At 73.0% G+C, this 14,789-nt stretch carries 9 protein-coding genes and 2 pseudogenes; 8 read left to right on the top strand and 3 right to left on the bottom strand.

Annotated elements, in window-relative coordinates:
- The first annotated feature begins 39 nt into the window (after positions 1–39).
- Both ACWC2T_RS42620 and ACWC2T_RS42615 read left to right on the top strand, forming a co-directional pair.
- Positions 40–1,374: a hypothetical protein gene (locus ACWC2T_RS42620; protein ID WP_450675668.1), complete on the top strand. Its 1,335-nt coding sequence runs from the start codon at positions 40–42 to the stop codon at positions 1,372–1,374.
- A gap of 152 nt (positions 1,375–1,526) precedes the next feature.
- Positions 1,527–4,688, top strand: coding sequence for an amidohydrolase family protein (locus ACWC2T_RS42615; protein ID WP_450675667.1), 3,162 nt, complete (start codon positions 1,527–1,529; stop codon positions 4,686–4,688).
- A gap of 68 nt (positions 4,689–4,756) precedes the next feature.
- Here ACWC2T_RS42615 and ACWC2T_RS42610 read toward each other — a convergent pair whose 3' ends face one another.
- Together ACWC2T_RS42610 and ACWC2T_RS42605 are read right to left on the bottom strand one after the other, a co-directional pair.
- Positions 4,757–5,110 carry a DNA-binding protein gene (locus tag ACWC2T_RS42610; protein WP_450675684.1) on the bottom strand — a complete coding sequence of 118 codons (354 nt, stop codon included), beginning with the start codon at positions 5,108–5,110 and terminating at the stop codon, positions 4,757–4,759.
- Positions 5,035–6,528, bottom strand: a complete 1,494-nt coding sequence (locus ACWC2T_RS42605) for a long-chain-fatty-acid--CoA ligase (RefSeq protein WP_450675666.1) — start codon at positions 6,526–6,528, stop codon at positions 5,035–5,037. Before ACWC2T_RS42605 ends, ACWC2T_RS42610 begins: the two co-directional genes overlap by 76 nt.
- Positions 6,529–6,688: 160 nt before the next feature.
- Between ACWC2T_RS42605 and ACWC2T_RS42600 the strand changes: the two genes are divergently transcribed.
- On the top strand, positions 6,689–7,855 hold the full coding sequence (locus tag ACWC2T_RS42600) for a PucR family transcriptional regulator (RefSeq protein WP_450675665.1): 1,167 nt from the start codon (positions 6,689–6,691) through the stop codon (positions 7,853–7,855).
- A gap of 12 nt (positions 7,856–7,867) precedes the next feature.
- On the opposite strand, the pseudogene ACWC2T_RS42595 reads toward ACWC2T_RS42600, so the two are convergent.
- Positions 7,868–8,615: pseudogene (locus ACWC2T_RS42595) on the bottom strand (class I SAM-dependent methyltransferase).
- A gap of 172 nt (positions 8,616–8,787) precedes the next feature.
- On the opposite strand from ACWC2T_RS42595, the gene ACWC2T_RS42590 reads away from it, so the two are divergent.
- The 5 genes and pseudogenes from ACWC2T_RS42590 (at position 8,788) to ACWC2T_RS42570 (ending at position 14,669) form a co-directional block, all read left to right on the top strand.
- Positions 8,788–11,316, top strand: a complete 2,529-nt coding sequence (locus tag ACWC2T_RS42590) for a beta-L-arabinofuranosidase domain-containing protein (protein WP_450675664.1) — start codon at positions 8,788–8,790, stop codon at positions 11,314–11,316.
- A gap of 84 nt (positions 11,317–11,400) precedes the next feature.
- Positions 11,401–12,364 (top strand): annotated as a pseudogene (locus ACWC2T_RS42585) (TIGR01777 family oxidoreductase).
- A gap of 68 nt (positions 12,365–12,432) precedes the next feature.
- Positions 12,433–13,347, top strand: a complete 915-nt coding sequence (locus ACWC2T_RS42580) for a TIGR01777 family oxidoreductase (protein WP_450675663.1) — start codon at positions 12,433–12,435, stop codon at positions 13,345–13,347.
- Positions 13,348–13,498: 151 nt separating this feature from the next.
- Complete coding sequence (locus ACWC2T_RS42575; RefSeq protein WP_450675662.1) at positions 13,499–14,368, top strand: class II glutamine amidotransferase; 870 nt, start codon at positions 13,499–13,501, stop codon at positions 14,366–14,368.
- Between the two features lie 67 nt (positions 14,369–14,435).
- A complete protein-coding gene (locus tag ACWC2T_RS42570; protein ID WP_450675661.1) occupies positions 14,436–14,669 on the top strand; it encodes a hypothetical protein in 234 nt (77 codons plus the stop codon).
- Positions 14,670–14,789 lie beyond the last annotated feature (120 nt).

Here is a 14,789-nt window from a genome sequence, read left to right as displayed (position 1 = left end):
CGGCGGCCGGTCGTCCTTCCTCCGGCCTAGCGTTCCGGTGTGACCCGATCTCTCCGCCGTGACCTGTACGCCGCCGCTGCCGCCGCCCTCCTCGTGACGGCGGCCGTCGTCATCGGCCGGCACATCCAGGACACCCGCCACACCCTGTTCGTGCACTGGCCGCCGCTGTTCGCGGACTGGGACCCGCATATCGGCCCCGGCACCCCGGCGGCCCTGGCGGTGGCGGCGGCCACCGTGGCCCACGGCCCCGCCCTCGCGGCCCGGCTGCCCTGGCGCGGGCTGCTCGCGGCGGCCTGGGCGAGCGCCCTGGCCTGGATCCTGTCCCTCGCCCTGGTCGACGGCTGGCACCAGGGCATCGCCGTCAGGCTGACCACGACCAACGAATACCTGCGGGTCATCGGCCGCTTCCACGACATCCCGGCCACCCTGCGCGACTTCACCCACCACATCGTCAGCGGCACCCCCGACCCCTGGCCCGCGCATATCGCCGGCCATCCGCCGGCCGCCACGCTCACCTTCGTGCTGCTGGACCGGATCGGACTGCGGGGCGGTGGCTGGGCCGGGATGTGGTGCATCACGGTCGGTGCGACGGGCTGCGTCGCCGTGCTGATCGCGCTGCGCGCGCTGGCCGACGAGACGCTAGCGCGCCGGGCCGCGCCGTTCCTGGTGCTGGCCCCGGCCGCGGTGTGGCAGGGCACCTCCGCCGACGCCTACTTCGCGGCCGTCGCCGCCTGGTCCCTGGCCCTGCTCGCCCTGGCCCTGACCCGACGGTCCCACGGGTACGCGGCGGCCTCGGGCCTCCTGTTCGGCCTGACCTGCTACCTCTCCTACGGTCTCACGCTGTTCGCCCTGATCGGCGCTGCGGTCGTCGCGCTCGCGCGCCGCGAACTGCGGGACCGCCCGGCCGTCCTGGTGTCCCTGTTCGCCGGGCTGGCCGTGTTCCCCGTGCTGTTCACGCTCGCGGGCTTCGACTGGTGGCACGCCTACCACCTCCTCGTCACGCGCTACTACCAGGGCGTCGGCGGCACCCGTCCCTACGGCTACTGGGTCTGGGCCAACCTCGCCTGCACCGTCCTCATCACCGGGCCGGCCACGGCGGCGGGCCTGCGCCGGACGACCATGACGCTGCTCCCGGGGACCGGCGCCCGGCGCCCCGCGGACCTGCGTCTGGCGCTGCTGGTCTCCGTCGCGCTGTGCGCCCTGCTGGTCGCCGACCTGTCCGGGATGAGCAAGGCGGAGACGGAACGCATCTGGCTGCCCTTCGCACTCTGGCTCCTCCCCGCCTGCGCCCTCCTCCCCCACCCCCGCCCCTGGCTCACCGCGCAGGCCGTCCTGGCCCTGCTCCTCAACCATCTGCTCCTGACGGGCTGGTGAGTGCTCCCGAGCAGGGTGACGCCCCGTGACCGCCGTGCGGTCCGGGCGTTGCCCTGGGCGTGGGGCGGGGCCGTTGTGGCCGGAATGGCGTACTGGTGCGGGGCGTACCGCTGCCACTTCGCTGAGCAGAAACGGCAGGAAGGACAGGGGAGATGGACTTCGGCAGCGTCGGTCGGCGCGGATTTCTCGGTACGGCGGCGGCAGGGCTGGTCACAGCGGTCTCCGCACGGCCGGCGACGGCGGCAGGAGCCCCTGCCGGACCGGGCGCCCCGGCCCGCGCCGGCGAACGGGTGCTCACCTACACGCAGTTGACCGGCGGTTCGGTCACCGGCAGCCGGGCCGGCGGTGACCTGATCGCCGAGGTCCAGGGGGTGCTGTGGCGGGTGTCCCGGGGCGGCGGCCGGGCCGTACAGGTGACGGGCTGGGAGCTGGAGGCGACGCGCCCCGCGCTGTCGCCCGACGGGAAGACGCTGGCCGTGTGCGGTTATCGCGGGGGTGGCTTCCACCTGTGGTCGCTGCGGCCGGACGGCGACGGGCTGCGGCAGTTGACGGACGGGCCCTGGGACGACCGCGGGGTCGCCTGGTCGCCGGACGGCACCCGACTGGCCTTCTCCTCCGAACGCGGCGGGGACGCCACGTCCGGTTCCTCCTACGGGCTGTGGGTGCTGGACGTGGCCGACGGCCGGCTACGGCAGCTCACCGGCGGGGACCACGAGGACTTCGACCCGGCCTGGTCGGCGGACGGGCGGTCGCTGGTGTGCGTGCGCGCCGCCCACACCCCGGGCGGCGGCAACGACGGCGGGCTGTCGCTCGTGCGCGCACCGGTGGCGGGCGGCCCCGCCCGGGTACTGCGCACGGTGACCGGCGGGCGGCTGCTGTGCCCGTCCGTCTCGCCCGCGGGGCGGATCGCGTATGTGCAGCTGACCGGCGCGGGCAGCCCCGGGCAGCCGGCCGACGCGGCACGGCTCATGGTCGACGGTGAGGTCGTCACGGCCGACGAGGACCTGGCGGCCGCTCCGCCGTGCTGGCTGAGCGAGGACGAGCTGCTGTACGTCGGGGACGGCCGGATCCGCGTCCGCTCCCTCGCCGCGTCCTCGGTGCGGGAGGTTCCCTTCACCGCGCGGATGACGGTGCCCGGTCCGTCCCGGGGACGTCGACGGGCGCCCCTCGCACCCGAGTTGCCGGCCCCGGTGCGCGGTCTGCACCGGCCGGCCCTGTCGCCGGACGGTCGCAGCGTGGCCTTCGTGGCGCTGAACGCCCTGTGGCTGCTACCAGTCGACGGCACGCCGCGCAAGCTGCTCCAGGCTGCCGACGTGCACTTGGTGCAGATGCCGGCGTGGGCACCGGACGGGCGCAGCCTGCTGTACTGCACGGACCGGGACGGGCTGGTGGCCGTACGCCGTCATCACCTCGGCAGTGGCGCCGACGAGCCGTTGACCGAGGGCGGCCGGCTGTATCCCGCGCTGTCACCCGACGGCTCCCGGCTGGCCTGCCAGGACGTGACCGGGAACCTGCTGCTGCGCACCCTGGCCACGGGCGCCGAGGAGGTGCTGGCCCGGCCGCTGGCCACCGACGGGCCGCCCGGCGCGCCCACCTGGTCGCCCGACGGCCGGTACGTGGCGTTCTGCGACCGCAACCGGCTCAACCAGCGGTTCCGTGAGGGCTACAACCTGATCCGCGTCATCGACACCCGCACCGGCGGCGAACGCCGTCACCTGCCCGCCGAGCACCAGTCGCTGTCCGACCGGGTCGCCGCCGGGCCGGTGTGGTCGCCCGACGGCCGCTATATGGCGCTGGTCGCCGAGTCGGCGCTGTGGCTGCTGCCCGTGACGGCCGACGGCACCCCCGCCGGCCCGGCCCGCCGGCTCACCAACGAGCCGGCCGACCACCCCAGCTGGTCCGCGGACTCCGGCACGCTGCTGTACCTGTCCGAGGGCCGGCTGCGCCGCCTGTCCCTCACCACCGCGCGCGCCCGCACGCTCCCGCTCGGCCTGACCACCGGGCGCGGGGCGAGCGACGTGGCCGAACCGCTGCGGATCCACGCCGGCCTGCTGTGGGACGGCACCGGCACGCCACCGCGGCACGACGTCGACATCCTCGTCACCGGCAAGCGGATCACCGCCGTCGAGCCACACCGGGCCCGCCGCCCCGGACACCGCACCCTGGACGCCTCCGGCCGGACCGTCGTCCCCGGCCTCGTCGACAGCCACACCCACCCGTACCCGGCCACCTACGGCGCCCGCCAGAGCCTGACCACGCTCGCGTACGGCATCACGACCACGTTCTGCCTGGGCAGCCCGCTGTACGACGCGGTACGCCTGCGCGAGGCGGTCGGCTCCGGGACCCTGCTCGGCCCGCGGCAGCTCGCCTGCGCCGAACTGATCGACGGCGCGCGCACCGCGTACAGCATGGGCCGCGCCCACCGCACCCGGGACGGTGTCCGGCGCACGCTCCGGCGCGCCGCCGCCCTGGACGTCGACTTCGTGAAGACGTATGTGCGTGCCCCGGGCGAGGTCATGGCCGAGGCGGCCGAGGCGGCCCATGCGCTGGGCGTGCCCAGCGGCAGCCATCTGTGCGCGCCGGGCCGGGTGGCGGGGCAGGATCTGACCACCCATCTGCAGGCCACCCAGCGCCTGGAGTACGGGCACGCCACCACCCCGCTCGGCCGCATCGGCCAGGATCTGGTGCAGCAGTACGCCGACGGTTCCTTCGCCCTGATCATCACGCCCTTCAGCGCGCAGATCCTGCTCGCCGCGGATCCCGGGCTCGCCGAGGATCCGCGCGTGACACACCTCATGCCGCCCTGGGACGTCGCCCTCGTCCGCGCACACGCCGGCACCGCGCCCACCGACGCGCAACGGCAGGCCCTGGCCACGGAGATGGCCGACTACCGGCGCCTCGCGTCGAACGGCGCCCGTGTCGCCCTGGGCACCGACGCGCCCCTGGTCCCGGTCGGGCTCTCGCTGCACCTGGGCCTGCGCGCCCTGGTCGCGCACGGCTTCACCGCCGCCGAGGCCCTGCACACCGCGACCGTGGAGCCGGCCCGTCTGCTCGGACTCGACGCCGACCTCGGGACGGTGGAGGAGGGCAGGATCGCCGACCTGGCGATCGTCGACGGAGACCCGTTCTCCGACTTCGACGCCCTCGTCCGCATCCCGGCCGTGGTGCGCGAGGGAGTCCCGTACGCGCAGGGCGACTTGACGTCGGCTCACCGGCCCGCCGTGGTGCACGAACCTCCCCGGGACATGTCCTGGCTGAAGGTGGCCGAACGGCTCCGGCGGGGGTCGTGCTGCCATCCCGGCGCGGACGGGTGAGGCAGCCCGGCGGTAGATCTCGCAGACGCCGGCCGACGGCATGACGTCCTCGTCCCCGCAGGACTGGGTCAGGCGTCCTCGTCGTCGGTGGCGGTGCGGCCGGCCAGTCGTTCGTAACGCTGTCTGGCCGCCTGCGGCGTGCCGAGCCCGAGGCCGAAGGCGATCTCCGGCCAGGTCATGCCCCGGCCGCGGGCCATCTGGAGGAGCGAGGCCTCCAGTTCGTCCAGCTCCGCTCGCACCAGCGGCACGAGGCTCAGCGCGGCCGTGATGTCGGCACGGTCCACCTCCGGCTCGCCCTTGTCGAGCAGCGCGGCGCCGCTCAGCAATGAACGAACTGTCTGCCGTCTCAGTGCGTCGGCGCGGTGATCTCCCGCTTGAGGATCTTGCCGCTCGGGCCCATCGGCAGCGCGTCCGTCAGCCAGAGGCGGCGCGGGTACTTGTAGGCGGCCACCCGGTCCCGCACGAACCGCTGCAACTCCTCGGTGTCCGCCTGGCTCCCCGGCCGCAGCACGACCGCGGCGGCCACCTCCTCGCCGAGCCGCTCGTCGGGCACGCCGAGGACCGCGGCGAGGGCGACGGCGGGATGCTCGTGCAGCACCTCCTCGATCTCGCGCGGGTAGACGTTGTAGCCGCCGCGGATGATGAGGTCCTTCTTCCGGTCCACGATGTACAGATAGCCGTCCTCGTCCTGGCGGGCCAGGTCCCCGGTGCGCAGCCAGCCGTCGGGGATGGTGGCGGCGGTCTCCTCGGGGCGGCGCCAGTACTCCTTCATCAGGTTGGGTCCGCGCACGGCCAGTTCGCCGACCTCGCCCGGTGCCACGTCCCGGCCGAAGTCGTCCAGCAGCCGGACCTCGACGTCGCGGATGGGCGTGCCGATGGAGCCGGGCTTGCGCGGGCGGTCGGGGTGGTTGAAGGAGACGACGGGGCTGGTCTCGGACATGCCGAAGCCCTCCAGCACCATGCAGCCGAAGCGCCGCTCGAACCCGTGCAGGATCTCCACCGGCAGCGAGGCGCCGCCCGAGATGCACATACGCAGGGTGGAGACGTCGGCCGCGGTGGCGCCCGGGTGCTGGAGCAGCGACGCGTACATGGTCGGGACGCCCTCGAAGACGGTGGCCCGGTCGCGGACGATGGCGTCGAGCACGGCCTGCGGCTCGAAGCGGGGGACGAGGGTGAGGGACGCCCCGCTGTGGACGGCGACGTTCATGGTGCAGGTCTGCCCGAAGATGTGGAACAGCGGCAGGCAGCCGACGATCACGTCGTCGGAGGTGAGCCGTTGTACGTCGGTGACGTTGACCTCGGTGTTGTGGCGGAGCCCGGAGTGGGTGAGCGCGGCGCCCTTGGGCCGGCCGGTGGTGCCCGAGGTGTAGAGCAGCACGGCGATGTCGTCACCGGCGGCAGCCGTCACCTCGTACTCCGGCTCCAGGCGCGCCAGTTCGGCGGGGAAGGCGGCCGGTTCGACCGTCAGGTGCCGTACGTCCGCGGCGGCCGCGCCCGCGGCGCCCTCGCCGGGCGCCCGGTGCCACTCGAAGAGCAGCACGGCGCCGGAGTCCCGCAGGTGGTACTCGGTCTCGCGCTCCTTCAGCAGCGGGTTCATCGGCACCACGATGCCGCCGGCGCGCAGCACGGCGTAGTACAGGACGACGAACTCGGGCACGTTCGGGAGCATCAGTGCGACGCGGTCGCCGGAGCGCAGGCCCTCGGTGCGCAGCAGGGCGGCGGCCTGGGCGCTGAGCCGGTCCAGTTCGGCGTAGGTGGTGGTCGCGGTGCCGAGCCGCAGCGCCGGGCGCTCCGGCAGCCGTCGCGCCGTCCGAACCAGGAATTCCGCCAGATTGGCCATGATGCCTCCTCGCACGCATGCTCCCGCCGCGCTCACGGGTCCCGCCGCGGGCGCTCCCGGCATGGTGGCGTGCACGGTCATGGCCGTCCATGGTGACGCCGACAGTTCGCCCGTACCGGGTTTGTTTCGGGGAACAAACAGACCGCTGTACGCTGCGGGGATGGGTCTGTCCAATGTGGGCGCGGCGTTGCGTGCGAGGCTCCCGGAGCTGGGCGTGCGGATGGCCGAGCGCATCCGTGCGGAGGTCGAGTCGTACGCGGACGACTCGCTGATCCCGTTCGCCTCGCTCAGGGACTCCTGCGAGGGAAACGCCGATCTGCTCCTCGGGCGCTTCGCCTACGGCGCCGAGCCCGACGTCGGCGCCGCTCAGCAGACCGGACGGCTGCGCGCCGAGCAGGGCGTGCCGCTCGCGGACACCCTGCACGCGTACCGGGTCGGTTTCGAGCTGCTCTGGTCGGAGATGGTCGACGAGGCGCGCCGGCACCCGGAGGTCACGGACGCGGAGCTGGTGGCCGGTTCCTCGGAGATCTGGGCGCTGTTCGGCCGGTACGCGGAGGCCGTCGCGGCCGCCTATCGCGAGGCCAGCGCGGAGCTGGCGCTGCAGCGCGAGGCCCGCCGTTCGGCCCTGGCCGAGGCCTTGTTCACGGGCGCCCTAGCGGATCGCACGACGCCCTGGGAGGCGGCCCGGCAGCTCGGTCTGCCGGAGCGCGGGCCGTACGCGGTCGTGGCCGCGGCCGTGCCGGATCCCGGCCAGGAGCCGCTGCCCGGGATCGAGGCGGCGCTGCGCCGCTCCGGCGTGCCGTCGGTGTGGCGGCTGCTGCCGGACCAGCAGATCGGGCTGGTCTCGCTCGGGTACCGGGACGCGGAGACGGTGAGCCTGCGCGCGCTGCGCCGCCGGCGCGCCCGGGTCGGCGTCAGTCCCCGGTTCGACTCCCTGCGGGACACGCCGCAGGCGCTGCGGTTCGCCCGGCTGGCCCTGGCCGGTCCGTCCGGCGAGGGTCCGGGGGTCACCCGGTTCGACGACAGCCCGCTGGCGATGCTGGTGGCCGCGGCCCCGCCGGAGGCGAGCCGGCTGGTCGAGGTCGCGCTGGGCCCGCTCCTCGCCCTGCCGGAGGCGGAGCGGGCGCGGCTGCTGCAGACCCTCGGTCACTGGTTCGCCTCGGGTGGAGTGGCCGCCGGCGCCGCGGAACGGCTCTTCGTCCACCCCAACACCGTGCGCTACCGGCTGCGCCGCATCGAGGAGTTGACCGGGCGCCCGCTCACCGACCCGATGGCCCTCGCCGACCTGGGCGCCGCGCTGTACGCGCTGCGGCTGCTGCCTGCCTGAGGCGCTTGCGGGCTACCCCGTCACCGGGGGCAGCCGGTACACCGAGACATGCGAACGCGACTCGGCGGTGAACTCCGTGCCGGACCAGTCGGCGTGCCTGGACTCCCGCTCGAATCCGGCCAGTTGGGCCATGAGGTCGAGTTCGGACGGCCAGATGTAGCGGTGCGGGCTGCGGTAGAGCCGGGCTTCCTCGGTCTCGTCGAAACGGAAGTGGTGCGATACGACACGCTGGTCGAGGACGTCGTAGGTGTCCAGCCCGACGTATCCGGCGTCGGCGCGCCACACGGTGGCCTCCTTGCCCGGGGGGAAGCGTGCGCAGCTCCGGGACCCCCAGCTCGATCACGAACCGGCCGCCGGGCGCGAGATGGCGGGCGGCGTTGCGGAAGCACTCGACCTGCTCGGCCTGGGTGAGCAGGTTGGAGATCGTGTTGTAGACGAGGTACACGAGGCTGTACGTGCCCGGGGCGCGGGTGGTCGCCATGTCACCCATGACCACGGGGATCGTGGCCTCGTCGGCCTTGGTCCGCAACTGCTCCACCATCGGGCCGGACAACTCGATGCCGGTGACCCGAACTCCTCGCTCGGCGAGCGGGACGGCGACACGGCCGGTCCCGATCGCGAACTCCAGTGCGGCCCCGCCATCCGCCAGGTCGGCGAGGCGCTCCACGGCCGGCGTCAGAACCTCGGGCGCGAACATGCCGGTGCCGGGCGTGTCGTAACGCCGGGCGGCAGCGGCATCCCAGATCTTTTCCTGCTGCATTGCGTCAACGCTGCCCGCCGGTAAAGGAGTTGTCCAGCCGATAACGCCGCCTCCTCCGGCCTCCCGTGTGCCATTGACACCAGGAGACGGTCCTCTACCGTAGACCCCCGCACAGCATGTCGCACAACTTTCGATATTTCGAACAAACGGACATCGACATGCGGAGGAATTCGTGACTCCACCCCTTGGCAGACGGTTCTTCCTCACCGCGGCCGGCGCGGCCGCCGCGGCCCTGACCGTGACGGACGGCCCGCCCGCCCAGGCCGCACCCCCTCGTACCGGATCACCGCACCGACACGCCGCCCGCGTCACGCCGTTCCCGCTCACCGCGGTGACCCTGCTGGCCGGGCCGTTCCGGGACAACCAGAGCCGCAACACCGCGTATCTGCGCTTCGTCGACATCGACCGGCTGCTGCACACCTTCCGCCTGAACGCCGGCCTGCCCAGCACCGCCCGGCCCTGCGGCGGCTGGGAGGCCCCGACGGTCGAACTGCGCGGGCACTCCACCGGCCATCTGCTCTCCGGTCTCGCCCTGACCTACGCCAACACGGGTGACACCGCGCTGCGCGACAAGGGCCGCCGGCTCGTCGCCGCCCTGGCCGAATGCCAGGCCGCCTCGCCGTCCGCGGGGTTCGGCAAGGGATACCTGTCGGCCTTCCCGGAGAGCTTCTTCGACCGGCTGGAGGCCGGGACGGGCGTCTGGGCGCCCTACTACACCGTGCACAAGATCATGGCGGGGCTGGTCGACCAGTACCGGCTGGCCGGGAACGACCAGGCCCGCGACATGGTGCTGCGCATGGGCGAATGGGTCGACGGCCGCACCGGCAGACTGAGTTACGAGCAGATGCAGCGGGTGCTGGAGACCGAGTTCGGCGGCATGAACGACGTCCTCGCCGATCTGCACGCGATCACCGGTGACCCCGTCTGGCTGGAGGTCGCCGAGCGCTTCAGCCACGCCCGGGTCTTCGACCCGCTGGCCGCCGGCGAGGACCGGCTCGCGGGGCTGCACGCCAACACCCAGATCCCGAAGATGGTCGGCGCGCTGCGACTGTGGCAGGAGGGCCTGTCCGACCGCTACCGCGCCATCGCCGCAAACTTCTGGCAGATCGTCACGGACCACCACTCGTACGTCATCGGCGGCAACAGCAACGGCGAGGCCTTCCACGAACCCGACGTCGTCGCGGGCCAGTTGTCCAACGTGACCTGCGAGAACTGCAACAGCTACAACATGCTCAAGCTGACCCGGCTGCTGCACTTCGAGGATCCGGACCGCACCGACCTGCTCGACCACTACGAGCGCACCCTGTTCAACCAGATGCTCGGCGAACAGGACCCGGACTCCGCGCACGGCTTCAACATCTACTACACGGGGCTCGGGCCCGGCTCCTTCAAGCAACAGCCGTCCTTCATGGGCAGCGACCCGAACGCCTACTCCACGGACTACGACAACTTCTCCTGCGACCACGGCACCGGCATGGAGACACAGGCGAAGTTCGCGGACACGATCTACACCCACGACGAACGGCGGCTCCTGGTCAACCTGTTCATCCCGTCCGAGGTCCACTGGCAGGAGCAGGGGATCACCTGGCGGCAGTCCACCCGGCTGCCCGACTCCGCCTCGACCGTCCTCTCCGTCACATCCGGGGCGGCGACGCACGAGCTGCTGGTCCGCATCCCCGGCTGGGCCTCCGGAGCACGGGTCAGGCTGAACGGCCGTACGCTGCCGGACCGTCCGGCCGCGGGAAGCCGGCTGAGCCTGGAGCGGGCCTGGCGTACCGGTGACCGGGTCGAGGTCACCCTGCCGATGCGTACGACCGTGGAGGCGACGCCCGACGACCCCGATGTGAAGGCCGTGCTGCACGGCCCGGTGGTGCTGGCCGGGGCGTACGGGGAGGCGGCGAGCCGCTGGATGCCCCGGCTGGACACGACGACGATCCGGCAGACGTCGGCCGATCCGCTGCGGCTCACCGCGACCGCCGACGGCGAGACGGTCACCCTGCTGCCCATCGCCCGCGTCCACCACCAGTACTACGACGTGTACTGGCTGACCGGGCAACCCCCGTCTCCCCCACCGGAGTTCGCGGCCTGGCACCGCTTCGACGAGACTTCCGGCAGCAAGGCCGCCGACGCCACCGGCAACGGCCGGACGGCCACCCTGGCGGGCGGGGCGGCCTGGACCCAGGGGCACATCGGCGGAGCCGTGGCCCTCGACGGAAGGGACGGCCATGTCGCGCTCGCCGAGGACCTGCTGGCGGGAGCGTCGGCCTACTCGGTGGCCACCTGGGTCAGCCTGGCCGGACGGGCGGCCACCTGGAGCCGGATCTTCGACTTCGGCACCGGGGTCAGCGCCAACATGTTCCTGACCCCGCTGAGCGACGCGGGCACACTGCGCTACGCGATCACCACGGGCGGCGGCGGTGCCGAGCAGCGCATCGACGCCGGCCCGCTGCCCACCGACCGCTGGGTCCACGTGGCCGTCACCTACGGCTCCGGCACCGCCGTGCTGTACGTCGGCGGCCGCGAGGCGGGCCGGAACACGGCGGTCACCGTCGAACCCCGCTACTTCGGCAACCACATCAGGGCCGCATACATAGGCAGGTCCCAGTACCCGGACCCGTATCTGAAGGCGGCGGTCGACGACTTCCGGGTCTACGGCAGGACACTGACCGCGGCCGAGGTCGCGGCCCTGGCCGGCTCGTAACGCAGTCGGGGTACACGATCGAGCCCCCTTTTGAACGTGTTCAAATCTGCGGCTACGCTGCGGGCACGGAACCGAGGGGGCTCGATGAAGGTAGTTCTGCCTGGAGGCACCGGACAGATCGGCACGATTCTCGATCGTGCGCTGACGGCAGCGGGACATGAGGTCACCGTGGTGACGCGGCATCCGACGCGTGAGCGGCAGGTCGGCTGGGACGGGGCCACGCTGGGCCGCGGTGGTCGACGGCAGCGACGTCGTCATCAACCTGGCCGGACGCAGCGTCTCCTGCCGCTACACCGCCGGGAACCTGCGGGCCATGATGGCTTCGCGGGTGAACTCGGCGCGCGTGGTCGGGCAGGCGATCGCCGCCGCCGCGCAACCGCCGCGGGTGTGGCTGCAGATGAGTACGGCGACGATCTACGCCCATCGCTTCGAGGCGGCGAACGACGAGGCGACCGGCCTGATCGGCGGCTCGGAGCCCGGAGTTCCGGACTACTGGGCCTACAGCGTCGACATCGCCAGGAACTGGGAGCGCGCCCAGGCCGAGGCACCGGCGCCGAGGACGCGGAAGGTGGCGCTGCGCTCGGCGATGGTGATGAGCCCGGACCGGGGCGGGGTCTTCGACGTCCTGCGGGGACTGACCCGACTGGGCCTGGGCGGTCCGGTCGCCGGGGGCACGCAGTACGTCTCCTGGATCCATGACGAGGACTTCGTACGCGCGGTGGAGTTCCTGATCGACCGGGGCGACATCGACGGCCCGGTCAACCTCGCCTCCCCCGGCCCACTTCGGCACCGGGAGTTCATGCGGACGCTGCGCGCGGCCCAGGGCGTCCCCGTGGGACTGCCGGCCACCCGGTGGATGGCGGAGCTGGGGGCCTTCGCGCTGCGCTCGGACACGGAGTTGCTGCTCAAGAGCCGCCGGGTGCTCCCGGGCCGGCTGTCCGCGGCCGGGTTCGCCTTCACGTATCCCGAGTGGCGGCCGGCCGCCGTGGACCTGGTGTGCCGGGCGGTGTCGTCACGATCCCGGGCGGGTCGCCCCAGATTTACTTGAAACTACAAGCATTCGTGTATCGTGCGCCTTGGTTGAAATTTGAAGCGTGCACTCCTCGGGAGGACGCCATGCGCGTCGCGATCACCGGATCCACCGGACTCATCGGCTCCGCCCTCACCCGCTCCCTCCTCACGGACGGCCACCAGGTGGTCCGCCTGGTCCGCGACCGCTCCGCCGCCACCCCCGACGACGGCAGCGAGTCCGCCCACTGGGACCCGGTCGCGGGCCGTGTCGCGCCCGGTGCGCTGGACGGCGTCGAGGCCGTCGTACACCTGGCGGGCGCGGGAGTCGGCGACAAGCGGTGGACCGCCGCCTACAAGCGGGAGATCCGCGACAGCCGGGTGCGCGGCACCGACACCCTCGCGCGAGCCTGCGCCGCGTCCGCCGCCCCGCCGCGCGTCCTGGTGTCCGCCTCCGCGACCGGCTACTACGGCAACACCGGTGCACGGACCGTAGACGAGAGCGAGCCGGCCGGGGAGGACTTCCTGTCCTCCGTCTGCGTCGACTGGGAGGCGGCCGCCGCCCCGGCCCGTCAGGCCGGCATCCGCGTGGTGCATCCGCGCACCGGCCTGGTCGTCTCCGCCCGGGGCGGCGCGTTCGGCCGTCTCCTCCCGCTCTTCCGCTTCGGCCTGGGCGGCCGGCTCGGCTCCGGCGACCAGTACTGGCCCTTCATCTCCCTGACGGACCACATCGCAGCGCTCCGCTTCGCCCTCGACACCGAGGAACTCTCCGGGCCCGTCAACTTCACCGCCCCCGAACCGCTCACGAACCGCGAGGTGACCCGGGCCCTGAGCCACGCCCTGCACCGCCCGGCTCTCGCCGCCGTCCCGGCCTTCGCCCTGCGCGCGGCGCTCGGCGAGTTCGCCGCGAGCATCACCTGCAGCGCGCGCGTCGTACCGGCCGCCCTGCACAAGGCGGGTTTCGCCTTCACCCATCCGACGATCGGCGCGGCGCTCGACTCGGTGCTGCGAGGCGCCGCTTGAGGAAGCCGTCGGCGGGACGCAGGCCGCCGACGGCGGGGCCGATTCCCTCCGTGGCACGCGTGCGCGAACGTCCACGGCGCGGGACCATGGTCGTCCGGGCGGGGCGCCGGACGACGGGGCTCGGCGGACGACGGGTGACGAGGAGGACGCCGTGTGCCGACTGTTCGGGCTGATCAGCTCCCCGCTGCGCACGCAGGCCACGTTCTGGCTGCTGGACGCCCCCGACAGCCTCAGCGTGCAGAGTCACCGCGAGCCCGACGGCACCGGGCTCGGGTTCTTCGACGCGGACGGCACGCCGGAGGTGCACAAGGCACCGATCGCCGCGTACGAGGACCGCGCCTTCGCCGAGGAGGCCCGGGAGGTCGAGTCGGCCACCTTCCTGGCCCACATCCGCTACGCCTCGACCGGAGGCCTGGACGTGCGCAACACGCACCCCTTCGTGCAGGGCGGTCGGCTGTTCGCGCACAACGGTGTGATCGAGGGGCTGGACAGGCTCGACCGCCATCTCGGCGAGGACCGCTCGCAGGTGCGCGGGGACACCGACTCCGAGCGCTTCTTCGCCCTGGTCACGCGGGAGACGGCGGCGCACGGCGGGGACGTGTCCGCCGGCATCGTCTCCGCGGCCCGCTGGGTCGCCGGGAACCTGCCCCTGTACGCCCTCAACATCATCCTCGTAACTGCCCGAGAGCTCTGGGCCCTGCGCTACCCCGCCACCCACGAGCTGTACGTCCTGCGGCGCCCGGCGGGCGGTCACCACGGATCACGGCACCTCGACCACAGCGGCCGGCACGGCCACATGCGCGTGCGGTCGGCACATCTGGGTGATCGTCCGTCGGTCGTCGTGGCCAGCGAGCCCATGGACGAGAGCCCGCACTGGCAGCTCATGGCACCCGGCGAGTTGCTCCACGTCGGCCCCGACCTGCACGCGACCTCCCGCATCGCCGTGGCCGAACCACCGGCCCACCCGCTGACCCTGTCCGACCTGCGCCCCGAAGCGGCCGCCTCGCAACGGCCCGCGTAGACCGGCGTGGGCGCGCAGTGACCTCCCTCATGCGCTCGAAACTTGCGCAACCCGTAAACTCTCCGGCGTGGAGACTACCGAAGTGACGGGTTGGGAGACCGCCGTACTCGACGGCGGACCGGCGGACGGGCTGCGGATGAAGGTCTCCGACCGGCCGCGCGTGATCCAGGTGACGTACCCCTGCCAGGTCGACGCCGCGCAGCCCGGCGGCGCACGCGCCGAGGCGGTGTATCTGTACCGCCGCGACTACAGCGTCACCAGCGAGCCCCTGCGGTACGGCTTCGACATCGCCAGCCCCTGACCTTCGCGACGGGCACGGTCAGGCGTCGGAGTCGGGTGTGCTGCGTGCCGCCGCGTACGCCTGGGCCGGGGTCATGGGGACGCCGTTGACGCTGACCGTCTTGTAGGGGCTGACCTTGGC

This window comes from Streptomyces sp. NPDC001393, from assembly GCF_053597455.1.
Note: the sequence above shows the minus strand (reverse complement) of the source record. Positions and strands in the feature narration are given on the sequence as shown.